The sequence below is a fragment of the Chryseobacterium vietnamense genome, from assembly GCF_031454475.1.
Taxonomy (GTDB): Bacteria; Bacteroidota; Bacteroidia; order Flavobacteriales; family Weeksellaceae; genus Chryseobacterium; species Chryseobacterium vietnamense.
Genome location: NZ_JAVDQX010000001.1, coordinates 1,656,646 through 1,682,877 on the forward strand (window position 1 = coordinate 1,656,646; position 26,232 = coordinate 1,682,877).

Here is a 26,232-nt window from a genome sequence, read left to right on the forward strand (position 1 = left end):
TTTTCTTTTATAATTTATCAAGCAGTTTTTTCTTTTGTTCTGCAAATTCCTCCTCAGTTAGAACTTCAATCTCTCTCAGTTTTCCCAATTTTTCCAGCTGCTCAAAAATTGCACCTGAATCAACCTGATCCGTAGAATAGACATTTTCCTGCACCAGATCAGGAATGGTTTGAGTAAATGCCTGAAATGGACTCGAATTTTGCATGAATTCATTTTCAGTATGAGTAGTACTTCTGCGTTGAGCATTGGAAAATGCCCTTCCATCATTTTTATTATGTAATTTAAACTGCGCTGAACCTCGGTAAGTATTGATTTTAAGTATGGAGTACAAAAGGGTTTCATCAAGATCAATGGAAGAGACATCTTGAATGAGGAATTCGTTTTTTACAACTCCACCCAGAAATTTCTTATCAATAAAAGCAATTCTTTTCTGGGTTGAAAATATGATTCCTTCTCTGTTACTTTGAAGATCTATTCCTTCTGCAATGGCCAGCAGTTTTTCATCTCTATCCAGAACATTAGCCAGTTCATTCACTTCTTCATTAGCCAGAACACTCAATCTTGCGTTCAATGCAACGATCTGATCTTTTATTTCATCCAGTCTTGTGGGTGCATCATATTCGTAGCGGCTGTTAGCCATAGATTGAGATCCTCCCGGATTCTGACTGGCATCAATTTTACTTTTCAAAATCATTCCTGTAATTTCTGCAAAATAAAACTGATCAAGATTATTAATGAGATCTCTGTTGATCGTAATAGCTTTAGTAAAACAGGCTGCGCACAAATAACCACCGTCAGCAAGTTTATTTTTACCTACGGACATATCTGTAGCCGTCAGCGGTGTACCGCACAATGCGCAAATAGTATTCATTTGGTTTTTATGTTTAAAAGTTTTTTGTAGATACAGGGACCTCCATTGACCCTGTTTTATAATATCGGATCCAAATTACAAATTCTGAACCGATTGTAAAGGTTAAAAATATTTAAATCTTAGCACCCATCAAACAAAACAACCACAAAAGTAATTTTGTGGTTGATTTGTTTTTTTAAATATCTATAATGTTATTCTCCTAAAAACTCTTCTAAAGAAACAGTTTTCTGCTCTCCCGCTTCAAGATCTTTAAAAGTAACTGTATTATTTTTAATTTCTTCTTCACCCAGGAAAACAAGATTCTTTATGCCTTTCTTTTCAGCATAGGTAAACTGCTTGTTGATCTTTGCATTCTCAGGATATAATTCTGCTGAAATTCCTTTGGTTCTCAGCTTCATGATCAGTTTCAATGCTTCTGTAATTCCTTCACCTCCAAAGTTAGCAAACAGATATTCTATTTTGGCTGATGCTTCTTCAGGGAACAGGTTAAGTTCTTCCATCACAAGATAAATTCTGTCTAATCCGAATGAGATTCCTATTCCAGGAATGTTTTTAACGCCAAAGACTTCAGTAAGGTTATCATATCTTCCACCACCTCCGATGGATCCCATTGCAACTTCATCTGCTTTCACTTCGAAAATAGCTCCGGTATAATAATCCAGTCCTCTTGCCAAAGTAATATTAAATACCAGATTTTGAATATCAACACCAAGGTTCAAAGATTGTGTAAGAACAAATTCCAGCTCTTCTACTCCTTTCAAACCAATTTCGTTTCCTGCAAATTTTTCTTTCAGCTGAAGAAGATTTTCCAACGCATCATCTGACTGACTGAACAAGAAATCCAGCTTATCAATAGATTCCTGAGAAATTTCTCTTTCCAACAATTCTTTTACAACTCCGTCTTTACCAATTTTATCCAGTTTGTCCAGTGCTACAGTAAAATCAATCAACTTATCTGTGATTCCTGCATATTCTGCCAATCCGGATAGAATCTTTCTGTTGTTCATATGAATGGTTACCGGAACTTTCAGATCTGCAAAAGATTTAAGATACAACTGAACCAGCTCTACTTCCTGTAGTAAACTTTCACTTCCTACTACATCGGCATCGCACTGATAAAATTCTCTGTATCTTCCTTTCTGAGGTCTGTCTGCCCTCCAAACCGGCTGGATCTGAGAACGTTTGAACGGAAATGTCAGTTTCCCATGATTCATTGCTACAAATCTTGCAAAAGGTACAGTTAGGTCATAACGAAGCGCTTTATCAGTAAGGCTCTCTGCACTGAATGGTTTTTCCAACGCTTTTTGAAAGTCATGAAGCATCTGAGTTTTTTTCTCTACTTTCGCTTCGTTGATGCTTGAATTTAAAATTTTAAAAATCAAGCGGTCACCTTCTTCTCCGTATTTTCCTGTCAACGTAGAAAGATTTTCGAAACTTGGTGTTTCCAATGGCTGAAACCCGAATAATTCAAAATTATTCTGTAAAATACTGATGATATATTTTCTTCTGGAAACTTCCTGTGCCGTAAAATCTCTCGTCCCTTTTGCTAAACTTGGCTTCATTTGTTGTATGTCATTTTGATAAATGCAAAAGTAAGGAATTGAAAGGAATTTTACATAGTATAAAAAGCTGAAGAAAGTCTTTCCTCAGCTTTTCTTGTTGCAGCATCAATTATTCAGAAATCATACGCTTTCAAGGATTTCAAGAATCTCTTCACCATAATTTTCAATCTTATGTTTTCCAAATCCTTTGATTTCCAGCAATTCTTCTTTCTTAGCAGGTTTATACTTAGCCACAGATATCAGTTCTTTATTGCTGGCGATGAAATAAGTGGGCAGATTTTGTTCTCTGGCTTTTTCTGATCTCCAGAGTTTCAGAGCGTCCAGAATTTTTTCTTCATCTGTATTCAAAAGATCATTTTCTGCAGAATATTTTACTGCCTTTGGTTCTTTTACTGTACTTTTTGTAAGCTTTAATTCTTCAAAATACAATATAACAGACCAATAACGTTCCTCATTCACAAAAGCTGTTTCTACTTTCATAATCTCATTGGCTTCAAGAAAATCATCCAGCATTTTCTGATCTCTGTACAGAAATTCTTCCGGAAGTCTGATTTTAAAAACTTTTACTTTCATCATTTGTGTTTTTATTATTTACCTCCTAATAAAAGAATCTCGTCTACACGAATTTCTGTGATATACCGTTTTACCCCATCTTTATCATCATATGATCTGTAAGTGATTTTTCCTTCTATGGCAATTTCCTTTCCTTTAGAGACATACTTTTCAAAGATTTCTGCTGTTTTCCCAAAGGCGATCAGGTTGTGCCATTGTGTTTCTTCTACCTTTTCTCCTTTAGCATTCGTGTAGTGATCACTGGTGGCTAAGGATACACTTGCTTTTACATTTCCATTGTCGAAGTTTACCATTTCAACTTCTTTACCTGTGTAACCAATTAATGTTACTTTGTTTCTTAGTGACATAACTTTTAGATTTTAAAGATTAATAAATTCAGATAAGAGACGTTCACTGTTTTTCTCAAATCTCTGTTGCAAAGATTGCGATGTTCCGATACCACAGTCGGTTATAAACTATTTAAATCCGTTTGTAGTCGTTTGAAAACGAATAATAAAATAAACAGAATTCTGTAGAAAACAATATTTATAAAGCTTTAAAAGCATTAATTATCATTTTTAAAGTAAAAATTACATGATGGAAACCCCATATCCTAAAATATTTTCTATTTCTAAAAACATTGAAAAATAGATGTATTACAAGGTTTTTTTTCTCTTTAATTTAATTTTTTTTTGCAAATTTGTAAAAATGTCTGATATGCAAAAAGAAAAACTCCGTACAGTAAGAAAGATGAAAGGCTTCACTCAACAGCAAATGGCTGAAGTGATTCCTACTGACGTCTCCAATTATAGCAGAAAAGAAAGCGGTGCTGTATCTATAACACAGGCAGAATGGAACAAGCTTGCCCAGTATTTAGAGGTTCCTGTTGAAGAAATCTACGAAGAAGAGGAAGCTAAAATTGTTATTGAAAATCCTGTTTTTAATGACAGCCCTGGTTCAAATGTTGGTAATAGTGGTTTTTCAGCCAATAATATGGGATATATCACAAATGAATTAAGCATAGAAATTATAAAAACGATGCAGGAATATATTGTTTTGCTTAAAGAAGAAATCGAAAGGCTTAAAAAATAGAAAGCATCAAAAATATAATGATATCAAATTATAAATTTTGAGAAAATAAATAAATTATTGAGACAGCATATATAAATCGGGAAATACCCAAAATTAAAGCAGAATATTTGCATCTGGATTGAAATAAAAAAAGCGCTCAACAAAATTGTTGAGCGCCTCCTACTTAATCATGCAACTAAAAATAAAAATTGAAACTTATATTTTTTCACATTCAACAATGCTTTTGCTTCTGTTTCAATAGGAATAGGCTGGGTAAACTTTAATCCTGCTTTTTCAATGCTCATCTTAAACTCACTTAAAGTTCTTTCTTTTCCGGTAAGGCAGACCAGCATAACCATATCAAGAAGTTTGGCAATGTGTGGTATATTTAATACTCATCAGGGATAACGGCATGATGAATAGTTTTCCGGAGACCAGAAAATCTGCATACTGAGCTTGAAAACAAGAACAAACCTTATCAGTTTGTTCTTGTCTGACATTGGTCAATTTGAAAATAAGCTTTAATAATGAGTTAATCTTTTGCCTGTGAAATCCTTGTGATACTGTTAATAGTAGCATCTAGTGAGGTATCAGATTTTATTTTAATAAGATATCCGCTTCCTATGGATAAAGGATCCGCAACACTCACAAGATAAAAAACCAGATCTCCTGAAGTTACCCCATTGGGAGCAACAGCGGTCTGATCTATGGAAAATGTTGAAGGAGGAAGTGGGTTGGAAAGATTTACAGTCACAAATGCTACAGAACCGTTATTCTTATTACTGTAGCTCACAATGACCCTCCACATATGAACCTGTCCAGCAATAGGGTTTTCTAAAAACCGGTTTGTTGACGGATCATATATATCTGCGGGTACCGGGTTGGTAATATTTTCCGGCCATGTGGTGGTAGGAGGAGCCGCAAAGTCTGTCACAATATTCATCGGTGTCTGATAAACAATATTCTGATACGTCATTAAAGGCACCCCTCCTGAAGATTTGAATGCAAATGTGGGTTTCACTCCTGCTCCACTATTGAGCTTAACAACACCTTCATTGGCCGTTGTAAGCGTCTGGGAGGAAATTACGGTACTCCACTGGGTTCCATTATAATACCTTAAGGTTTTATTGGTAGAATCGTAGATGATCATTCCCGCAGCAGGCGTTGTTACGTTGGCCGGAGGATTGGCATTTCTGGAGAGTACAACTGCTGAATTAGCTGAGGTGACATCCAGAACTCCCTGAGGAGAAGTGGTGTTAATCCCTACCTGTCCAAGCATAAATGAAGAACACAGAATACTGAGTAATAAATTGGATTTTTTCATGGTTTGTTTTTTTGAATGTTTGATATCAAAATTACAAAAAAACACAATACAGTGAAATAAATTTTAAATTTATTTACTGAAAATAAGACTGTTATACATAACAATATAGATTTATGTGTAAATATTTACATTAAAACACTGATGAATATTACATTATTCAAAATGTAGAGAATTACAAAAAAAAATTTAAATGTTCTAAAAAATTGATCCCATCAATAAAAATCCCTTATTTTCATAAAATATGTTGTAATAGTGATGAGTGCTTTTCTAATTATCCATTTACAAACGGATAATTCCTTATCTTTGTGAAAATTCATCTATGAAAAGGAGCATCAATATTTTTGAGTTTCCTCTCAATTTGGGACTTACCAAAAAGGAACATGAGACAGAACCCGGAGTTCGTAAACTTCCGGACTGGCTCAGAAAATTTGGTTTTCATAGCAGAATTAATCCGACAAATGTTATCAGACTGGAAGCCCCTGACTATTCTTTGGATTTTGATAAAGAATCAAAGGTCAGAAATGCAGGCCAGATTGTTGAATATGCTAAAAAACAGGCTGACTGTATTCTCCATCATTACGAGAAAAATTCATTCAATATTATTCTGGGAGGTGACTGCAGTATTCTCATAGGAAATGCCATTGCTCTGAAAAACCTGGGAAATTTTGCACTTTTTTATCTTGACGGACATACAGATTTTATCCCACCGGAACTTTCTGAAACCGGAGGCGCTGCGGGAATGGATCTCGCCATTATTACGGGTACCGGACATCACAAACTGACTGATATCAATGGATTGAAACCTTATCTGGCTGAAGAAAACATCTACTGTTGTGGAAATGCAGAAACTGATGATGAAGAGTATGTTAATCAGATTATCAATTCCGGGATTCATTATTTTGATCTTTATCAGCTCAGAGAAAATGGTTTCAGAAAAACGGCTGAAGACTTTCTGACAATGGTAAATAGTAAAGGTCTGGATGGATTTTTCATTCATTTTGATGTCGATATTTTAAAAGATGAGATCATGCCTGCCGTAGACAGCAGAATGGAAGATGGCATCAGCTATGATGATCTCAGGGAAATGCTGGAACCTTTGTTCGGAAACCCTTTGTGTTTTTGGAATAGAGATTACCATTTTAGATCCTGATTATGATGAAAACGGAATATATACCCAGCCATTTGTAGATAACTTAATTCAAATTATAAAAAATAAAGAAGAGTAAATGAAGAAGAGCATTAAAAGAACATTCAGGGTTTCAAAATATGTAATCTATAAAGAGACACTCGTTGATTACAAGGAACATTTCTGGTCATTTTTGGGAGCATTTTTTGGGATTGGGATTATTGCATTTATTCAGTCTCATTCACTCACAGAAACGGAGAATATATTCCTGATTGGTTCTTTTGGGGCATCAAGTGTTCTTATTTATGGAGCAATACAAAGTCCTTTGGCTCAGCCCAGAAATCTTATCGGAGGGCATGTACTCTCGGCATTGGTGGGCGTTACTGTCTATCAGTTTGTTCCGGATATCATCTGGCTTTCAGCACCTCTGGCAGTCGCATTTTCTATTGTGCTGATGCAGTATACAAAGACTTTACATCCACCGGGTGGAGCTACAGCGCTGATTGCGGTAAGCTCTACAGGAAAAATTCCGGAATTGGGATATTGGTATGTTCTCTCCCCTGTTCTTTCCGGATGCATTATTCTTTTGATTGTTGCCTTATTTTTTAATAATATTACCCCCAACAGGAGCTATCCTACTCACAGTATGTTCAAAAAACTGTTGAAAAAAAGACACAAACACCACTTAAAATAAAGATCATGAATTGCCTGGAATGTGGCGAAAAAATCATCGGAAGGTCTGATAAAAAATTCTGCAACGATGCCTGCCGGAACGCCTATAACAATAAGCAGAATAAGGATTCTAATAACCTGATGCGGAATGTTAATAACAAACTCCGTAAAAACTACCGCATTCTGATGGAAATCAATACCGATGGTAAAACAAAAGTCCCCGTATCCAGACTGGATGGCTTAGGTTTTGATTTTGATTACTTCACCAATCTGAAAGTTTATAAAAACGGCTCTGAATACAAGTTCATTTATGATTACGGTTATAAACTTCTGGAAGATGATTTTGTACTGATTGTAAAAAATCAGGCATAACAACCACCACAAAAATAATACTATGAAAGAAGTTGTCCTGATCACTGGTGCCAGCGGCATGATTGCCAAAGAACTGGCCAAAAAAATAGGTGATGAATATGAGATCAGATTTCTGACCCGAAAAAAAGTACAAGATCATGAATATGAGTGGAACATCAAAACAGGAAGTATTGATGAAACCGCATTTAACAATGTTTCCCACATCGTTCATCTTGCGGGTGCCAATATTTCAGAAAAGCGCTGGACACCGGAAAGAAAAAGAGAACTGATTGCCAGCCGTATAGATTCTGCAGAACTTCTTCGAACAACTTTAAGAAAAAACAAGATCAAGCTAAAATCTTTTATTTCAGCTTCGGGGATTAATTTTTATGGTACGGAAACGTCAGAAAAAATTTACACGGAAACCGATCCTCCGGGCAACGATTTTCTCAGTGAGGTGGTTGTTTTATGGGAAAGGGCTGCTGACGATTTTAAGGAACAAGATCTGGCTGAAAGAGTTGTCAAAATACGTACCGCTGTTGTTCTTTCTGAAAAAGACGGAGCATTAAAGAAAATGATCCCTCCTGTTCAATATTATATTGGCTCTCCACTGGGGAGTGGCAAACAGTACATGCCGTGGATTCATGTTGAGGACATCTGTTCTATTTATGAATTTGCTTTAAAAAACCCAGCAATAGACGGCGCTTATAATGCTGTATCTCCACAGCATGCCACCAATAAAGATTTGACAAAAAAGATTGCCAAAGTACTTGGAAAACCTTTATTCATGCCTAATGTCCCTGGATTTGTCCTGAAACTAATCTTCGGAGAGCTCGCTACGGCTATACTGGAAGGTTCCAGAGCTTCTTCACAGAAACTTCAGGATGCAGGGTTTCGCTTTAAGTTTCCGGATCTGAATGAGGCTTTAGAAGATCTATTAAAGAAGCAATAACAGAATGGGGGAAGAACTTTTAATCCTAAAAAATATTTCCAGGCATATTTCACTTACCAATCAAGAGAAATCTTATTTTCTCTCTCTATTAAAAGAGAAAAAGGTTGCTAAGAAAGAATTGATTTTACAGCAGCAACAAGCCTGTAAAGAGATTAATTTTGTTCAGACAGGAATTTTGAGAGCTTTTCATATGGATGCCACAGGAAAAGAATCTACGATTATGTTCGCGGTTTCTGACTGGTGGATCACTGATATGTATTGTTTCATCAATCAGAAGCCTGCCATGCTGAATATTGAAGCATTGGAAGACAGCTCTGTTTTGCAGCTTCAAAAACATCATCTGGATGATCTTTATCACAAAGTCCCCAAATTTGAACGGTTTTTCCGGATCATGATGCAAAACGCTTACATCAGAGAACAGCTCCGAACGATTGAAAATCTTTCTTTACCGGCAGAAGAACGTTATTATAACTTTCTACAGAAATATCCTGAAGCAGTAAAACGTATCAGGCAAAAACAAATAGCTTCTTATTTAGGGATCACTCCTGAATTTTTAAGCCTTATAAAATCCAAACAAAAAAACAGTTTCTCTTAAGCTATATTATTTTTTTTATTCTGAAAGTTCTGTTATTTTACTCAAAAAAAAAATATGTTTATACTTATCGCAGGCCCTTACCGTAGCGGAACAAATGATGATCCGCAGCTTATTCAGCAGAATCTTCACAATCTTGAGGCTGTTGCTCTTCCTATTTTCAGAAAGGGACACATCCCTATTATCGGAGAATGGGTTGCATTGCCATTGATCCACCTTGCCGGATCTACCCAAATAGGTGATGAAGCATGGCAGGAAATACAGTATCCCGTAGCTCATGCCCTTCTGGAAAAATGTGATGCAGTGCTGCGTATAGAAGGAGCATCAAAGGGAGCTGATGAAGATGTAAGAATAGCCAAAGAAAGAGGTCTTACCATTTATTATACCATAGAAGATATTCCTTATGCAAAATCCTGATATCAAAATCCTTCAGACAGAAATCCTTTCAGACAACTGGTATACTTTAAACAAAGTTACCTATTCTGTTTTGAAAAAGAACGGAACCACAGAAACCCAAAGCAGAGAAGCCTATGACCGCGGAAACGGAGCTGTAATTCTTCTTTACAGTACAGTCTCTAACACCGTTATTCTCACCAGGCAATTCAGATTACCAACTTATATCAACGGAAATGCTACAGGAATGCTAATAGAAGCCTGTGCCGGACTTTTGGATAATGATAATCCGGAAGACTGTATAAAAAGGGAAACCGAAGAAGAAACCGGCTATAAAATCTCCAAAGTTGAAAAAATATTTGAAGCTTATATGTCGCCTGGATCTGTGACGGAAATTCTTTACTTCTTCATTGCAGAATATTCCGATGAAATGAAAATTACAGATGGCGGCGGCCTCGAAGAAGAAGGTGAAAACATAGAGGTCCTGGAATTATCGTTTGAAGAAAGCCTGAAAATGATTGATACCGGAGAAATCAAAGATGCAAAAACCATTATGCTTCTGCAGCATTTGAGGATCAAAGGGATACTGTAAAATCACCCTATAAATGATGATGGATTGATGATAATTGATACAAGAAAATGGGCCATTGAAATAAAAACATTAACTTATAACTCTTATTTAAACTATTAACATATGCTTGAACATGTGAAGCTTGCCATTAATCCGAAATTTCAGGATTGGGTTCTTTTTGAAAATGGTACTTATATTATTTTTGACGACATCAGTACAATTGAAGATGTAAAAGAGGAAGCATTACAATTAATGAAAGAATTCGGTCCGGTTTCTGCCGGAGGTCCCGCCGGAGATTTCAGTGTAATTCATTTAAGCCTTACTGAAGGATGGCTGGTTTCCGGGCATGGATATGGCATGTATACGTATGTACATCCCTCTGAACTGGACAGTGAGTCCCCAAATGATCTTGAAATAGGACTTTACGGTAGGTCTAAAAGAGATTCAGATGGTCAAAATCCGGAAATTATTCATATCAACAGCAGTAAAGTTTCATAAAACATAATATCAGATTTACGGTTTACCGGTACAGCAATCAATTCACAATTCTTAATTAAATAAAAATGTTTCAAGATCATATTACGGTGGAAAACCGTCACAAAGATTTTATTAAAAAAATCACTGAGTCAGAAACAGTATATGCTTTAAAAGATGGCAAAGGATATGCAACCTCCTACTCCAACGAGAAAGAATATGAAAACGGTGATGAAGTGCAGATCATTTGTTTCTGGTCGGACACTGCCAGAGCAAAATCATGCATAGAAAATGAGTGGAATCATTATGAGCCTTCTTCTATTCCACTCAATGAGTTTGTGGAAAACTGGTGCCTTGGGATGAATATTGACGGATTGTTGGTGGGAACTGATTTTGACAGCAATCTGTTGGGTTACGAAGCTGAGCCTTTAGAATTAATCCTTGATATTATTGAAGAACTTAAAGCTTCAGGAAAATCATTGGAGCTAAAGAAGTTTGAAAGCATTGACGATTTGGAAAACCAGATCAGAGAAGTGTTGGCAGATTAATTGGTTATTATACTCCATGAAGTCTTTGGGAATAAAGATCATTAAAGTAAGTGCTTTATTTTTGGTTCTTGTTTTCAGTATTCTGATGCTGAAAACCATTTCCCAGTATACTTCTTTTGATAAAAACATCGGATTTCTGGCCTTTAAGCAGCAGGTAGTCAGTAATCCGTACTGGATGGCTTTTTTCTATATTCACATCTTTTCTATAACGCTTTGCCTTCTGGCGGGTCTGACGCAATTTTCAAATCGGTTTCTGACAGAAAACAGAAATCTTCATAAAATTATTGGTAAAATATATGTTTACAATATTCTTGTGATCAATGCTCCCGCATGCTTTGTACTGGGACTTTTTTCAAATGGCGGACTTATCGGAATTACCGGATTTCTGATTCAAGATGTACTTTGGGCTTATTTTACTGTCGCGGCTGTACTTTTTATCAGAAAAGAAAACGTGAACAGACACAGGATTTATATGATCTTAAGCTATGCGGTCACCACCACAGCTCTTACTTTCAGAATCATTAAGAACCTCTTTTATAACGAAATACAGCATGATTACGAACTTTTTTATGGGTTGAATGTCTGGGCTGCCCTTTTAATCAACTTGACCATTGCTTATGTGATCCTCAAAAAAGATCGTTTGTTAACGGGAAAAATCAAGACTGGAAAGGAAAATATAGATACCGATAAATGATATCAGAAAAAAGGCTGCAATAAATATTAGAGTATTAAAAATTGCTTTGTAGTCACTATTTCTGGTCCATTTACTGAAAAAACGCATAATCAGATAAGAGATTCCTCCAAAAATGGCAATAATAAAAAGAAGAAAAAAATAATATATCATGGCTTCGTGTTAATTGATGTAAATCTATTGTTTTAAATCTAAAAAAACAATCAAGTACAGGACAATAGTCAGAGACCAATATTCATGAGGTAATGGAAGAGATGCAGAAATCATTGAATGGGTTGTAGAGAGAATCAGGACTGTATGAAAAATCAAATCAGTTTACTTCCGAGATCCGGATCAGAATCTTATTGAAGTAAGTAATTATTATTAACAAAAACAACTCTGTATCAGTTTATTACTATCCTTTTTTCAGGATTTAAGGGCTTATAATTTTTAAAACATAAAGTAGTTAGTATAAAATTCATATAAAATTTGCAAAAACCATTGAGAAAATCTATTTAATCCTTTATATTTCGAATTTAAAGCCTTAATTTTGCATAGAAATTCAGAAAATTCGGATTCTTTCAACAGGTTATGTACATGAAAAAAATGATGATTGGGCTTGCTTTAGCCTTATCCATTACTATTTGGGGGCAAAAAACTCCCGCAAAAGCCAACAATCTGACCCCTTACAGCTATCAGACTTTTAACTGTGACAATAAAGGGTATTTTGACCCGGCTAAATATAAAAAAGAAGAAATAGACGGGATCAATAAACTTTTGTACCAATTCAATGGGGTTGTATTTGACACCCAGCCTGTTTTTAAAATTGCACAGCTTGAAGAAATCCGTAATAACAGAGAAGCTTATTTACAGGAGCTGGAAAAGCAGTATAACGAAAAGAAAAAAGAATTATACAGCCTTAAAGTGATAGATCTTCCGAAATGGAAAAAATTAATGGAAGAAACCATTGATTCTTTTGAAAATGAATACCAGCTTAATAAAGAAGAAATCCTTGCATATTCTGATCCTTTCACGCTGAAAAACAGCAAATATTACGATACCTGCAGAGAACAGATTGATGCAATTTCCTCTCCCGACAGAGAAAAGATGTTTGCAGCATGGAGAGCATATACTGAACTTAAAAGTAAAAATAATGCTGACCCAAAGGGTGTAATGGCAAGATTTGATGCCAAAATGAATGATCCTCAAAAAGAAGATTATGCATTAATCGATATGATTGGTCTGGGTTTTCACAACTGTGCCAACAGCAGCTTCAGACAAAAGCGTGATAATGAAGAGACCACTTACAAGGATTTTGATAAGATTTTCACCAAGCTGAAGAAAACTTGTGATCAGCCATAGATTTATTAAAGATTGAAGCATTTAATTATTTAAAAATATCATAGCAGTACTCATATTGGGTGCTGTTTTTTATTTGGTAAAGTTTGTAGAAAACGGTTAAGGAACGGTTAAAAGTGGGTTAATGGCTTATTATTTATTTGTGAAAGCACTTAATACTTCTACTTTCGTACTTCTAAAACTATTCCATGAAATACATTCTTACGTTTCTGACATTGTTATTTTGCAGCGCAATATCAGCGCAAAAAACAACTTCTATTCTTCCTTTTTTTCTGGAAAACAATTCCGTGTACGTATATTGTAAAGTCAATAAAACAGATAGTATTAAGTTTCTTTTTGATACAGGTGCAGATGGTTCTGTCATTAATAGCAACTCAAAGAAAAAGATCCCACTGAAAATTGATGGAAAATCTGAGAACAAAGGTTCCAACGGAGTAAATACTGTAGATTACAGCAGCCACAATACAGTACAGTTTGGAAATATTGAGAAAAAAGAAATACGATTTACACTTATTCCTTATGAATCAGCCCATTTTGATGGGGTCTTCGGAACAGACCTGATGAAGGGGCAACTCATTGAAATTGATTATCATAGAAATGAGATCCGGTTTTATGAAGAGAATGATCCACTTGTTGATTGGGCAGGATATGAAAAGGTAAAACTCCATATGATCGACAACTACCCTGCTGTAGAAAGCAGTATCCTGGTGAATGGTAAAGAATATTCTGGATTCTTTGGACTCGACAGCGGAGCGGATGATGTGCTTACAATAGCTTCTCCTTTTGCTAACAAGAATACCCTGGTAAAAACTATGAAAACAATTGGCAAAGCTACAGCGCAAGGTTCCGATGGTTCTGTGTATGAAATGCCTTTGGTTCTTTGCCCGGCTGTAAAATTCGCTCAGAAATATCTTTATAATCTCCCGATTACGCTTTCCGGTTCTACGGAGGGAATTGATTCTACAGAAAAAATGGCGGGATTTTTTGGTAATCAGTTTTTAAAAAGGTTCAATACAGTGATTGATTTCAAAAACGGGTTTATTTATTTTAAACTGAATAAAAACTTGTATTCGGAGTTTAAATAGCTGTGAAAGTTAATTTTACATATTCGATCTGCTTTTTTCTACAATCGGTTATACAGGCCAAAAATTATTCAAATAAATTAATAATGAATAAGTTATGGTTTATCAGATTTAAATCCGTAATTTTGCACCCCGAAAATAAGAATTAGAGATATGAAAAAAATTGGTGAGCACAGAACACTTCTTGGAGTTGATAAAAACGTTACATTAAGAGAATTAAAGACGATTTACAGAAATGTAATGAAAGATACCCATCCTGATAAATTCATTAATGATGAAGCAGGAAAGCAGGAAGCAGAAGAAAAAAGCAAATCTGTGATTGAAGCCTACCATTTTTTGGTAAGTATCAATCCTGAAACACAGGAAAAATACAAGGAAGAATATACTGAAACCATTACGAAATCTAATATTCAGGATTTTTATCTGGAGAAATCAATTTTAACGGTTCAGCACCTGAACGGAAATATGTATGAATATATGGGAGTTCCAAGAAATACCTATATCAAAATGATCAACGCTGATTCACCGAGCCGTTTTGCAAGAAGACATATCTACGGAAACTTCGTTTACAGAAAGTCCGGAGAGGCTATGGCAGATTAATTTTTTCTACTACAATATAGAAGAGCTTCCAGTTTTACTGGGAGCTTTTTTTATTGCTGGAAACCGAATCTAATGTTTAGGCTAAAGCCGAATAATGAATGCTACAGAGATAAGCGGGCTTCCTTCGTCTAAGCTCAGGATTAGAGCCCGCTCCTATTGAATTAACAGTTTACGTTTGTCATTCTGACGAAGGAAGAATCTCTGTTGTAATCAAACCCATGAGATTCTTCACTACATTGATGAACTACGTTCGCAGACTTTCAGTCTGTGTTCAGAATGACACAAACCGATAATTCAACTTCCAAACAACTTATTTTCTCTTAACAAATATGATCCGGCAATTATTGCGATATAATTAATGATCAATAGAAATGGGCTTTAGCCCATTTAAATAATAAAAACCATTCAACGGCTTTAGCCAAAACCTATATAATCCAATTTTAAATCATCAAATATCAACAAAAAAGCGCCTCAGAAGATCTGAGGCGCTTTCGGTTAATTAAAGGCTTAATTTTTAATTATCTAAATGCTTCGGAGTAAATCCGTCTTCATTCAGTTCTCTATGTACGTAATCTGCTTTCATTTCAGCTTCGTAGTCTACTTTGGTATCTTTACCCATTCTTCTCAGAACAGAGTCAAATAGAGAGTATACTACCGGTACAATGATCAATGTAAGGAATAGTGATGATGTCAGACCACCAATTACTACCCATGCAAGACCTTTGTTCATTTCAGCTCCGGCACCTGTTGCCAATGCGATCGGTAACATACCGAAGATCATCGCAATGGTAGTCATCAGGATCGGACGAAGACGTGCGTGGTTCGCCTGTACCAGGGCATCGTGAGTATTGGCACCTGCTGCCTTTCTGGCATTCGTAAAGTCAACGATAAGGATCGCATTCTTCGCTACCAGACCAATCAACATGATCATCCCTAACATCGTGAAGATGTTTAAAGAGTTGGCAGTTAAGGCAAGGATAACCATTACCCCGATCATTGCTAACGGAATTGAGAACAATACCACGAAAGGATATACAAAACTGTCATATAATGAAACCATTACCAGGTATACCAATACGATAGCTGCCAATAATGCAATTCCTAACGTACCGAAACCTTCCTGCTGGTTTTCCATATCTCCACTCCAGATGTAATCTACACCCACAGGTTTTTTGGTGCTGTTCATGAACTGATTAGCCCACTCATTAGCTACATCCCCTACCGGTCTACCTACAGCCTTAGCTCTTACTTTTACAGATGGAGATTTATCTCTACGTTCAAGCAAACTTGGTCCTGAACCCATTTCCACATTAGCAAACTGGCTTAAACGAACCTGCTGCCCCTGAGGGTTTGTAAACATAAGGTTTTTAACATCATCAATAGATTGTCTGTTCACATCTCCGAAACGGATATTGATATCATATTCATATTCTCCGGCTCTGAATTTTCCGTCTGTATTTCCGTTGAATGCAGTCTGCATCGTCTGTCCTACACTTGAAAGGTTTAAACCTAAGGCAGCCATTTTATCTCTGTCAATACTTACCTGAACTTCCGGGCTACCAGTGTCAGTTGATAATTCAGCATCTACAGCTCCAGGAACTTTTTTCAATAGTTCCAGAATTCTTGTTGCTTCTTTTACTGCTGTAGCATTATCCGGAGCAGTTACCACCATTTCAATAGGAGCATTTTCAGCACCCATGATACCGATTGGAGCCGTTTTAAACTCAACTCCTGTGAATTTCTCCTCCAGCTGTCTTTTTATTTTTGCAGCCTTGATGTTGGTACTTTCGGAACGTTCAGACTTATCTGTTAAGTTCACCTGAACCTCAGACTGATATGTTGTTGCCTGAGCACCACCAAAACCTGTAGACTGCTGTCCAACTGTTGTAATAAGATCTACAACATCTTTATCATTTCTTAAAAACTTCTCAACGTCTAATGTTAATTGGTTTGTTTTTTCAACGGTTGCATCTTTGGACAATTCCATTTGTACTAAGAACTGACCACGGTCGATTGGCGGGAAGAACTCTCCTCCAATGAATCCGAATGCTACCAGCATGAATGAACTGATTAAAACAATAAATGTGATTACTACTGTTGAAATTCTTCTTAATGTTGTTTTCAGACACCATTCAAGAATTCCTGTGATCCAGTGTGTAAACTTGTCAATTAATCCTTCAAACCAAAGAATAAATTTCTCAAACCAGTTTTTACCTGTTAAATGTTCCAGTTTACCGAATCTTGATGATAACCAAGGAATGATGGTAAATGATGCCAATAAGGATAACAAGGTGGCAATAACTACCGTGACGCAGAACTGGGCAAGAATGTTGGCTACAAGACCTGAGCTCATTGCAATCGGTAAGAATACCACTACAATTACCAGGGTAATCGCCGCAACGGTAAATCCAATTTCTGAAGCTCCGTCATACGCTGCTCTGATCTTACTTTTACCCATCTCCATGTGACGGTAAATATTTTCGAGTACTACAATCGCGTCATCCACCAGGATCCCTACCACGAGTGAAAGACCCAGTAAACTCATCAGGTTCAAAGTATATCCCATAAGGTTCATTCCGATGAACGCTGCCACCAATGAAGCCGGGATAGAAACCATTACGATGAATGCGTTTCTGATACTGTGAAGGAATAGTAACATCACAATCGCCACGAGGATAATCGCTAAGAATAAGTCGAAAATAACGTGGTTGGCAGATTCAAGGGTAAATTCTGTAGTATCGTTTACGATTTTTACTTTTACTCCCTGAACTTTATAAGCTTCTTCTACAGTTTTAATGGTCTTCTGAACACTTTCAGATACCGCTACCGCATTGGCATCAGATTGTTTTTTAACCTGCATCAAAATAGTAGGAAACTGGTTGAATCTCGCTACTTTTTCAACATCCTTCTGAGAGTCGAAAACTGTTGCGATATCAGATAAACGTACCTGAGCTCCATTTTTATTGGAAACTACAAGGTTGTTCATTTCCTCAGTTGATTTATACTTTCCTGAAAGTCTGATGGTAGATTTTGTAGTTCTCGTTTTCAAACTTCCTGTAGGGAAATCAAGGTTTGATGAAAGAATGGCCTGTTGTACATCTCCAATTGAAAGTCCGTACCCCTGCAATTTTTTCTCATCAAGATTCACCTGGATTTCTCTCTCCTGTCCACCTACAAGGTCAACCTGAGCCACACCGTTTACACGGGAGAAAATAGGTTCAATCTTTTTATCCAGTAAGTCGTAAAGATCTTTACTGTTCAGTTTATCAGATGAAATACTCATCGTGATAATTGGTAAATCATCTAAGGAGAATTTATTCAACGAAGGCGCTTTTACATCTTCCGGAAGGTCTGCAAGAATAGCATTTACCTTTCTCTGTGCATCATTCAAAGCATAGTCTACATCGGCCCCATCGTTCAGCTGAACCATGATGACGGATAAACTCTCGTATGAAGAAGATTCTACTTTTTTAACGTTTTCCAAAGAACCTACGGCATCTTCAATCTTTCGGGTTACGGAGGTTTCCACCTCTGCAGGTGAAGCTCCCGGATATACCGTAGAGATTGTTACCATGTTGGTTTCAAACTTCGGAATCAATTCGTATCCCATGAGTGTATAACTCAGGATACCTCCCAACGTCAGAATTGTAAATAATACAATTACCAGCGAGGGTCTTTTAATCGATATTTCTGCTAACTTCATAGATCTGCTACTTTATAATGTTCACTTTAGATCCATTGTCCAAATTGATCTGTCCGCTGGTAACTACCTGCTCTCCTCCATTCAATCCGCTTAAAATCTGAACTTTATCTCCGTAAACTTTTCCTATGGTTACTTTGATCAATTTAGCAGCTCCATTCTGAACAACGAATAATTGTCCTGAGCTTACTCCATTTACAAACGCTTCTGCAGGAACTGTCAGCATATTCTGAGTTTCTGCACCGTTGTTTGTACTGAATTTAGCAGTTGCATACATACCTGCTTTCAGATTTCCTCTGTTCTGTACTTCAATTTCAACAGGGAAATTCAGAGAGGCATCACTTTTAGGAGCAATGAAAGTAATTCTGCCAACGAAAGAATCTTCAGGTAATACATTTACTTTAATCGGAACTTCCTGACCTAACTGAATTTTTCCGATCTGGCTTTCATCAACTAAAACAGCAAGCTTCAAACTGTTGATATTAACGATTTCAAACATTGATGTTCCAGGAGAAACAACTGTTCCGGGTTCAACCATTTTCTTGTTGATTGTACCGCTGATTCCTGCACGGATGCTTGTATCATTTACTTTTACACCTTGTGCTCTTACTGCTGCCTGCATATTTTTCAGCTGCAGTCTTGAGTTATCAAGCTGTTGTTTTGTAACTCCACCTGTTTTATATGCGTTCTCATAGCGTTGGTTATCAATAATAGCATTCTGTAGATTGTTCTGAGCCTGAGTAACATCCACCTCGATAGCATCTTTTTTGATCGTTGCTAAAACCTGGCCTGCTCCTACCCTTGAACCTTCTTTTACCAAAACGCTTACGATGCGTCCTGAAATTTCAGAAGATTGATTCATTTCCTGTTTTGGAATGAAAGTTCCATTGGCTGAGTAGTCTGTATCAATATTTTCTCTTGTAACGGTTACAATATTAACATTGATTTTATCTACCTGCTTGGCAACTTCTTTCACTTCCTGAGTCTGCTTTTCTTTGTTTCCAGCAATCTTGTACGCGGCTAAACCTACCAGTACAGCTGCTACGATGATATATATTAAAGTTTTTTTCATTTTAGTTTATTATAAGTTTTGTAGTGTGTTTAGTTCACCCTTAGCTTTTATCAGTTTAATCTCTGCCTGCTTGTAATCTAACAATGCATTAGAATAATTCTGTTTTGCCTGTGTCAAAGCATTTTCAGAATCCAGTACTTCTGTAAGTGTTGCCAATCCATACTGATAGTTAGACTGAGTATTTTTCTGAACTCTTTCTGCCAACCCTACATTATCTTTCATGCTTTCGATATTAATCAATGCATTTTCCATATTGGTTACTGCATTTTTATAATCTAGACTTAAGCTCAGCTGCGTATTTTCAATATCAACATCTAGATCCTGGATATCAATTTCTGCCTGGTTGATCTTGGCTTTCGTAGCTCCTCCTGTGAAAATAGGAATATTTACATTCAAGCCTATTGCTGAGTAGTCACTCCAAAGAACGCCTTTGCTAAGACCATTCGTCAGCGGGAATTTTGCTCCGTTTGCTCCCCATCCGTAGTTTGCCGTAAGATTTACTGATGGATAAAGATAAGCTTCAGTCGCTTTTTTATTGAAAACCAAAAGTTCCCTGTTTTTATTTAAAACTTTAAGCTCTGTACGATCATTAAGATTTACGTTGCTCGCAATCAGTTCAGGCTTTGGTTCGATTTGTTTTTCTTCAAGCTCGATGTCTGTAGAAATCGGGATTCCCATATAAAACTTCAGAGCATTTTTTGAAAGCTCAACAGAGTTGATTAGGGCCTGTTTATTGGAACCGATATTGGTAAGCTGAACATTTGTTCTGTCTAAATCGATTGATTTTGCCAAACCGTTATCAACCAAACTTTTAATAACATTTCTTACCTTCTCTGTATTGGCATAGCTGGCAGTTACCGTTTTAAGATTCTCCTCCTGTACAAACACCTGATAATAAGCTGTTGCTACATTTTCAATAATCTGTTCGTTGGTTAACTGAGCATTCAGCACATAAAATTCTCTTGTTGATTTTGCTGCTTTAAGCCCTGTAAATACTCTTTGGTCAAAAATGGCCTGCTGAAGTTGTACAGAAGCTGTTGAACCCCAAGGCTGCCCAAACTGGGCTCTGATTTTCTCTCCTCCAAATTCCAGCAAAGATTCCTGAATAATTGGATTATAGGTTAAACCTGCCGTTGCACTGACCTGTGGAAGGGCACCGGCTCTGGCTTCATCAATCTTGTATTCGGCTTTTTTAACCTGTAAAGCAGCTTTTTTGGCTTCTGCTTTATTCTGGAGTGCCTGTTTTATTGCTTCCTGCAGGGAAACCTGCTGCTGGGCAGACATCAGTGTAGAGCCGAAAATCATAAATGCTGAAGCTATCCCAATTTTTAGCTTTGTAGCAGTTATACGTTTTCTATTCATAATTTTATACTTCGTTTATTTTTTATTTAGTTTTCAGCCATTATTTATTTCTATTTGACGAATCATTTTCAGAAATACTTTAGTTTTTTTTAGTTTTTGAACAACATATTGATGATAATCTCTTTTCTTTCAGAAATAATCTTATCATATTCTTCATCATTGATTAATAAATTCTCCATGAATAATGGTCTTATAGCACTCGGGAACACCAGAAGGGAAACCATATTCAGAATAAACTGAACGGGTGCCATTTTCTCAATATTTCCCAATTCCATTTCTTTTTCAATATCCTTGTACATATCGTTCAGGATATCCTCTTCAATTTCTCTGTGATGACAGGTCCCTTTATTAATCTGTGACACGATATACGTTTCCAGATACGGATACTGAAGGCTTGTAGAAAGACTGCTTTCTATGAATTTGCTGATCTTCTCTTTAAAAGGCATATCAGAAATCTGAATGATCTTCGACTTTTCCTGTTCTACCCTCTGTGCTTCATCAAAGATGATTTGAATAAGCTTATCTCTTGAACGGAAATAATAATTAATAAGGGTTCTGTTCACTCCTGCTTCATCTGCAATCTCCTGCGTAGTAGCATCAAACTTTCCTTTCACAAAGAATAAATTCTTCGCTGTCTCCTTGATCAATTCCTGTGTTTGGTCTTTTTTTGCTTGATTTGACATTTTTGTTAAACAAATTTGTGCAAATTTATACTAAAAATTATTTTTGACAAAATTGTTAAACAAAAAAATTAAACATATTTGTCATGACATCCATCATGTCAATGACTTGAAATTTGAAATAATAAAAATGTTTAAGACAGGAAATTATCTTCTATAAAAGATTATTAGAGAATTCTTTTTGATATACAATTTACTTAGAATACTTCGATCAAGAATAGGGATAACAAAAAACGGGCAGAAATTTCTGCCCGTTTTTTGTTTTATAATAATTTGATTTTATCGTCTGAGATATCGATGATCTTATCTTTATAAAGTCCTCCAATTGCCTTTTTAAAGTTTTTCTTACTCATCTGAAGTTCATCCTTAATTTCTTCAGGTGAAGATTTATCAGAAACATAAAGAAGTCCGTAATTTTCTTCCAGTTTGTTCAGAATTTTCTGTTTGAACTCGTCAATATTTTCAAAACCTTCCGGCTGTAAAGAGATATCAATTTTCCCATCTTCGCGGATTGTTTTGATATATCCTGTTTCTTCTGACAGCGGGTACAGTTTTTTGAAAACATCAGAAGCGTAAATCAATCCAATATATTTTTTGTTGATGATTACATTCCAGCCCAGTTCACTTTCATTCATCATGATCAGGTCTACTTTGTCTCCTTTTTGGAATGGAAGCTCATCATATTGAGGGTTTCTCTTGAACTTAGTGGTCCCGGTAATCAGTTCCATATCTTCATCTACATAAATATAGACCAGATATCTTTTTCCTTCGACAATTTTTGTTTTCTGCTGCTTGTAAGGAATAAATAAATCTTTAATAATTCCCCAATCCATAAAAGCTCCACTTGGAAGACTTTGTACACAGCTCATTACTGCAAATTCACCTACCTCCGCCAATGGAATTTCAGTAGTTGCTTTTAATTTATCGTCATCCTGATACACAAAAACTTCAACCTCCTCACCTGTTTCTTTTTCATCCTGAATAAAGATTTTAGGCAGAAAAGCCTTTTCACCGGATTCATCTACAAGGATCCATCCTGAATTAATTTTTTCTGAAATTGTTAAAGTTTGAGTTTTTCCGAGTTGCATTGATGATAAAATTAGCTGACAAAGGTACGGAAATTTGAAGATGCTATCCTAGTCTATATAATTATAATTCTCTTAAGGGCTTTATAAAAAGTTATGAAACTATGAAAAACGTAATGTTTTAAAAAATATGTTTTGGCTGAAGCCAGCGGATTGATTGTATAAAATAAACAGACTAAAGCCCGTTTCTATTGAATATTATACGTTCGAAATATAATCCATCAGCTCACGTTTGCTGCTTTCAAAATCAAAAGCATCATACACTAAGAAATAGCGGTCTTTATCTGCGCAATTGCGGTACATCGATTTAGCGAGTGCTAATTTCTTATTATCAAAACTGAGTGCTTTCACCAGATCTCTTATTTGTACTGAAGTAAACATAGAGGTACGCATTTGCTGATTGATCATCGCAATTTTTCCATCGTCAAACTTCTCATTGCTCATCATCATATCAAAAAACTGGCGAAAAGAATGAGTATCCATTACATTTCCTTGAAGAGGCCAATCTCCGGAATGATTTCCGTAAGGATTGTTCCAGATATCATTCCAGTCATTAAAGCCATATTGATTTTGTACAGGATAAGAATCCAGAAGATAGAGACCTTCGTTGGTAAAGAAATCCAATACCATTCTGTTGTTGTTCCGAAGCATGAGTGTTGTTCTGTAGATCAGAAATCCATTATCGTATATGGAGATAGGTATTCTCCCAGATGGCAGATCAAAAAACCTGTACTTTCCGGAACCGTTTGCCATCATCTGATCGCCAACTTCCACGGTAAAAAATCCCTGTTCGGGAATTCTCAGAAAAACTTCTGCATACCCATAGTTTTTGTTCCATTGATAATTAGGTTTTTTTATTCTAATTTCATTTCCTTTTCTCGAAGGAACTGGAGTATGTCCAAATTCCGGTTGATCGAAAGTTTTATTTCTTTCATCCGGGCTTTTAGAGGTTCTCATTTCTGTAGTGGAAGCCTCATTTTTTAATAATTCTCCTGCCTTTCCTGCTTCCTGTGCCCATGAACTGATTCCCGCCAAAAGCATCCAACTGATCAAAATCTTTTTCATACATGAAATTTTGAAAAACCATCTCCATTTTCATGCCAAAAGCACCACAAAAAAGGCTGCTTCCATAAGAAACAGCCCTTAATTTTAAATATTTAAATGATTAAATTTATTAATCAACCATTACATATGAATAGGTCTTTTTGCTGTAGCATCCAATGCAGCTTCTTTAATAGCTTCTGCATAGGTTGGGTGAGCGTGGGAACTTCTTGCGATATCTTCAGCACTTGCACGGAATTCCATAGCAATTACTCCTTCCGCAATAAGATCAGCAGCTCTTGCTCCTACGATGTGCATCCCTAAAACCTCATCCGTTTTTTCGTCTGCAATAATCTTCACAAGACCGTCGATATCACCACTTGCACGGCTTCTACCTAAAGCTCTCATTGGAAAAGATCCTACTTTGTAAGCTACACCTTCTTCTTTCAACTGTTCTTCAGTTTTACCTACTCCTGCCACTTCCGGCCATGTATACACAACACCAGGAATCAGGTTATAGTTGATGTGAGGTTTTTGTCCAGCTAATGTTTCAGCAACGAAAACTCCTTCTTCTTCAGCTTTGTGAGCCAGCATAGCCCCTTTGATAACGTCACCGATCGCGTAGATATTAGCAACATTAGTCTGTAAGTGGTCATTTACTTTTACTCTTCCTCTTTCGTCAAGCTCTACACCTGCTTTTTCAAGGCCAAGACCGTCTGTGTAAGGTTTTCTACCTACAGAAACTAAACAGTAATCTCCTTCTACTACTACTTCTTCTCCTTTTTTATCTTTAGCCGTAATCTTTACAGTATCTCCGTTTCTTTCAACCGCAGAAACTGCAGTAGAAAGCATAAACTTCATTCCTTGTTTTTTAAGAACTTTAGTCAATTCTTTGCTTAAAGCACCATCCATTCCAGGGATGATTTTATCCATAAATTCAACAACCGTTACCTGAGCTCCTAATCTTAGGTAAACAGAACCTAGCTCAAGACCAATAACTCCACCTCCGATTACTACCAGGTGTTTAGGGATTTCTTTAAGGTTTAAAGCTTCCGTAGAAGTAATCACTCTTTCTTTGTCTAGAGAGATGAAAGGCAATGTAGATGGTTTAGAACCTGTTGCAATGATTGTATATTTAGACTCGATGGTTTCAGAAGAACCGTCATTTTTTGTCACTTTAATCTGAGTAGCAGATTCGAAGCTTCCTACTCCTTCAAAAACAGTAATCTGATTTTTGTTCATCAGATAGCTGATTCCGTCTGTATTCTGCTTGATCACTTCGTTTTTACGCTCGATCATTCTTGCGATATCCGCTTGCGGCTCATTGATGATAATTCCGTGACCTGCAAAATTGTGTTTTGCATTTTCGAAATGCTCAGAGCTGTCAAGAAGCGCTTTTGACGGAATACATCCAACGTTAAGACAAGTTCCGCCTAAAGTTGAGTATTTTTCAATAATTGCTGTTTTGAAACCTAATTGTGCTGCACGGATAGCAGCAACATAACCACCGGGACCAGAACCTATTACGGTAACATCGAATTGACTCATGTTATTCTATGAATTTGTTTATTATTATCTATCTTAATTCTCACAAATTTACATATAAATTACCAAGCACCAAAGTGAGTTTTATCAATTTTAAAAATGGTAATTATATGCTCCAGTTTAATGAAAAGTATTATTTTATGAATTTTATATTTTCTTCATTACCTTCTTTCAGATAAATTGCTGTAAAGACAAGAGGTTTTTCAGCTGATGCATTATCAAAATGAAGGATTTTTACATTTTTAGGCTCATAAAAAGCATCTCCCTCATGAAGTACTACTTTTTCTTTTCCCTCTATCTGGAAAACAGCTTCACCGGAATTGATGATTCCCAAAACGGGACAGGGATGCAGATGTTCGGGAGCTCCTTGTCCTGCAGCCATTGTTATTTCCTGAATCTCTGTAGATTTTACTTTCTGATCAAGAGCCGTTTTTAATAACTCTTTTCTGGAGATGGCCTTCTGCTGAGCTGTTACAGCAAAACAATTCATCATTAAAACGGTAATTATCAATGGCTTCATAGATTGGTATTTAATTGGTTACCTGGAATACCTTATTATACATTCAATTTTCCTTGTCCAAATGTACCTGTACTTTCAAAAAATGAACCTCCATACACATACCATTCCAGGCTTTCCAGATATTCTACTGCATTTTCCGGAGTGATGTGAGGACGGTCTTTTTTCGAAACAATTCCTTTATACCATCTTCCCGATTTGGAGTAATGCTCATATTCCACAAGATAATGAATCCATATTCTCTGGCACAATTTGCACTGTTGAATGGATACTTCTCCATATCTTCCGTTGGTGTGATCTATGCCTAATTCTGAACTTCTGAATTCTGTATAATGGAAGTCCGGCTTCTCACAAGCACATCCTAATTTTTGGATTTTATTCATAAATGAAAATTGGTTTTCAGATAAAATTTATAATTCCAAAAGTAAGAAATTAACAGCCTATAAAGCAAATGGAGTCA

Annotated in this window: 29 protein-coding genes; 14 read left to right on the forward strand and 15 right to left on the reverse strand. The window is 36.3% G+C overall.

All coding sequences use genetic code 11. From position 1 onward, the window contains the following. Window positions 1-7: 7 nt before the first annotated feature. The 4 genes from J2786_RS07435 to J2786_RS07450 form a co-directional block, all read right to left on the reverse strand. Window positions 8-871 (reverse strand): PH domain-containing protein, encoded by an 864-nt coding sequence (locus J2786_RS07435; RefSeq protein WP_082001936.1) that lies wholly within the window; start codon window positions 869-871, stop codon window positions 8-10. 191 nt (window positions 872-1,062) lie between these two features. Further along, window positions 1,063-2,433: a histidine--tRNA ligase gene (gene hisS / locus J2786_RS07440; RefSeq protein ID WP_047429684.1), complete on the reverse strand. Its 1,371-nt coding sequence runs from the start codon at window positions 2,431-2,433 to the stop codon at window positions 1,063-1,065. Window positions 2,434-2,553: 120 nt separating this feature from the next. After that, window positions 2,554-3,009: an HRDC domain-containing protein gene (locus J2786_RS07445; RefSeq protein ID WP_310024472.1), complete on the reverse strand. Its 456-nt coding sequence runs from the start codon at window positions 3,007-3,009 to the stop codon at window positions 2,554-2,556. 11 nt (window positions 3,010-3,020) lie between these two features. Continuing rightward, window positions 3,021-3,353: a single-stranded DNA-binding protein gene (locus tag J2786_RS07450; RefSeq protein ID WP_047429680.1), complete on the reverse strand. Its 333-nt coding sequence runs from the start codon at window positions 3,351-3,353 to the stop codon at window positions 3,021-3,023. A 349-nt stretch (window positions 3,354-3,702) separates the two neighbouring features. On the opposite strand from J2786_RS07450, the gene J2786_RS07455 reads away from it, so the two are divergent. Then, on the forward strand, window positions 3,703-4,077 hold the full coding sequence (locus J2786_RS07455; protein ID WP_047433211.1) for a helix-turn-helix domain-containing protein: 375 nt from the start codon (window positions 3,703-3,705) through the stop codon (window positions 4,075-4,077). 167 nt (window positions 4,078-4,244) lie between these two features. On the opposite strand, the gene J2786_RS07460 is transcribed toward J2786_RS07455, so the two are convergent. Further along, window positions 4,245-4,415, reverse strand: coding sequence for a hypothetical protein (locus J2786_RS07460; protein WP_156121404.1), 171 nt, complete (start codon window positions 4,413-4,415; stop codon window positions 4,245-4,247). A 173-nt stretch (window positions 4,416-4,588) separates the two neighbouring features. Further along, on the reverse strand, window positions 4,589-5,380 hold the full coding sequence (locus J2786_RS07465) for a phage tail-like protein (RefSeq protein WP_052186941.1): 792 nt from the start codon (window positions 5,378-5,380) through the stop codon (window positions 4,589-4,591). Window positions 5,381-5,699: 319 nt separating this feature from the next. Here J2786_RS07465 and J2786_RS07470 point away from each other — a divergent pair, with 319 nt between their 5' ends. From J2786_RS07470 to J2786_RS07530, 13 genes are all read left to right on the forward strand, one after another. Further along, entirely contained in the window at window positions 5,700-6,530 is an 831-nt protein-coding gene (locus tag J2786_RS07470; RefSeq protein WP_310024477.1) for an arginase family protein, read from the forward strand. Between the two features lie 76 nt (window positions 6,531-6,606). Continuing rightward, window positions 6,607-7,200 (forward strand): HPP family protein, encoded by a 594-nt coding sequence (locus J2786_RS07475; protein WP_047429677.1) that lies wholly within the window; start codon window positions 6,607-6,609, stop codon window positions 7,198-7,200. A 5-nt stretch (window positions 7,201-7,205) separates the two neighbouring features. Then, complete coding sequence (locus tag J2786_RS07480; RefSeq protein ID WP_047429670.1) at window positions 7,206-7,550, forward strand: DUF2116 family Zn-ribbon domain-containing protein; 345 nt, start codon at window positions 7,206-7,208, stop codon at window positions 7,548-7,550. A gap of 22 nt (window positions 7,551-7,572) precedes the next feature. Further along, complete coding sequence (locus tag J2786_RS07485; protein WP_310024481.1) at window positions 7,573-8,481, forward strand: TIGR01777 family oxidoreductase; 909 nt, start codon at window positions 7,573-7,575, stop codon at window positions 8,479-8,481. 4 nt (window positions 8,482-8,485) lie between these two features. After that, a complete protein-coding gene (locus tag J2786_RS07490; protein ID WP_047429667.1) occupies window positions 8,486-9,076 on the forward strand; it encodes a Crp/Fnr family transcriptional regulator in 591 nt (196 codons plus the stop codon). A gap of 54 nt (window positions 9,077-9,130) precedes the next feature. Beyond that, complete coding sequence (locus J2786_RS07495; RefSeq protein WP_047374310.1) at window positions 9,131-9,490, forward strand: NUDIX hydrolase; 360 nt, start codon at window positions 9,131-9,133, stop codon at window positions 9,488-9,490. Continuing rightward, window positions 9,477-10,058, forward strand: a complete 582-nt coding sequence (gene nudK / locus J2786_RS07500) for a GDP-mannose pyrophosphatase NudK (RefSeq protein ID WP_047429665.1) — start codon at window positions 9,477-9,479, stop codon at window positions 10,056-10,058. Before J2786_RS07495 ends, nudK begins: the two co-directional genes overlap by 14 nt. Window positions 10,059-10,160: 102 nt before the next feature. After that, complete coding sequence (locus J2786_RS07505) at window positions 10,161-10,535, forward strand: hypothetical protein (protein WP_156121402.1); 375 nt, start codon at window positions 10,161-10,163, stop codon at window positions 10,533-10,535. Window positions 10,536-10,600: 65 nt separating this feature from the next. Beyond that, the gene (locus J2786_RS07510; RefSeq protein ID WP_047429662.1) at window positions 10,601-11,059 is read left to right on the forward strand and encodes a DUF2750 domain-containing protein; all 459 of its coding nucleotides are present in this window, start codon (window positions 10,601-10,603) and stop codon (window positions 11,057-11,059) included. A 16-nt stretch (window positions 11,060-11,075) separates the two neighbouring features. Then, window positions 11,076-11,753: a DUF2306 domain-containing protein gene (locus J2786_RS07515; RefSeq protein ID WP_047429659.1), complete on the forward strand. Its 678-nt coding sequence runs from the start codon at window positions 11,076-11,078 to the stop codon at window positions 11,751-11,753. Between the two features lie 582 nt (window positions 11,754-12,335). Further along, window positions 12,336-13,091, forward strand: coding sequence for a hypothetical protein (locus J2786_RS07520; RefSeq protein ID WP_310024488.1), 756 nt, complete (start codon window positions 12,336-12,338; stop codon window positions 13,089-13,091). Between the two features lie 185 nt (window positions 13,092-13,276). After that, entirely contained in the window at window positions 13,277-14,173 is an 897-nt protein-coding gene (locus J2786_RS07525) for a retropepsin-like aspartic protease (protein WP_047429655.1), read from the forward strand. A gap of 150 nt (window positions 14,174-14,323) precedes the next feature. Beyond that, window positions 14,324-14,770: a KTSC domain-containing protein gene (locus J2786_RS07530; protein ID WP_047429652.1), complete on the forward strand. Its 447-nt coding sequence runs from the start codon at window positions 14,324-14,326 to the stop codon at window positions 14,768-14,770. 514 nt (window positions 14,771-15,284) lie between these two features. Here J2786_RS07530 and J2786_RS07535 read toward each other — a convergent pair. From J2786_RS07535 to J2786_RS07575, 9 genes are all read right to left on the reverse strand, one after another. Then, window positions 15,285-18,473, reverse strand: a complete 3,189-nt coding sequence (locus J2786_RS07535; RefSeq protein ID WP_047429649.1) for an efflux RND transporter permease subunit — start codon at window positions 18,471-18,473, stop codon at window positions 15,285-15,287. A gap of 7 nt (window positions 18,474-18,480) precedes the next feature. Beyond that, a complete protein-coding gene (locus tag J2786_RS07540) occupies window positions 18,481-19,542 on the reverse strand; it encodes an efflux RND transporter periplasmic adaptor subunit (protein ID WP_047429646.1) in 1,062 nt (353 codons plus the stop codon). A 9-nt stretch (window positions 19,543-19,551) separates the two neighbouring features. After that, window positions 19,552-20,904, reverse strand: coding sequence for a TolC family protein (locus J2786_RS07545; RefSeq protein WP_047429644.1), 1,353 nt, complete (start codon window positions 20,902-20,904; stop codon window positions 19,552-19,554). A gap of 89 nt (window positions 20,905-20,993) precedes the next feature. Further along, window positions 20,994-21,587: a TetR/AcrR family transcriptional regulator gene (locus J2786_RS07550; protein WP_047429643.1), complete on the reverse strand. Its 594-nt coding sequence runs from the start codon at window positions 21,585-21,587 to the stop codon at window positions 20,994-20,996. A gap of 260 nt (window positions 21,588-21,847) precedes the next feature. After that, a complete protein-coding gene (locus J2786_RS07555) occupies window positions 21,848-22,672 on the reverse strand; it encodes a CvfB family protein (RefSeq protein WP_047429641.1) in 825 nt (274 codons plus the stop codon). A 195-nt stretch (window positions 22,673-22,867) separates the two neighbouring features. Then, window positions 22,868-23,734, reverse strand: a complete 867-nt coding sequence (locus tag J2786_RS07560; protein WP_047429637.1) for a proline and serine-rich protein 1 family protein — start codon at window positions 23,732-23,734, stop codon at window positions 22,868-22,870. A 120-nt stretch (window positions 23,735-23,854) separates the two neighbouring features. Further along, a complete protein-coding gene (gene lpdA, locus J2786_RS07565; RefSeq protein ID WP_047429636.1) occupies window positions 23,855-25,258 on the reverse strand; it encodes a dihydrolipoyl dehydrogenase in 1,404 nt (467 codons plus the stop codon). A 130-nt stretch (window positions 25,259-25,388) separates the two neighbouring features. Further along, window positions 25,389-25,775, reverse strand: coding sequence for a cupin domain-containing protein (locus J2786_RS07570; protein ID WP_082001934.1), 387 nt, complete (start codon window positions 25,773-25,775; stop codon window positions 25,389-25,391). Between the two features lie 35 nt (window positions 25,776-25,810). Further along, on the reverse strand, window positions 25,811-26,155 hold the full coding sequence (locus J2786_RS07575; RefSeq protein WP_047429626.1) for a hypothetical protein: 345 nt from the start codon (window positions 26,153-26,155) through the stop codon (window positions 25,811-25,813). Between the last annotated feature and the right edge of the window lie 77 nt (window positions 26,156-26,232).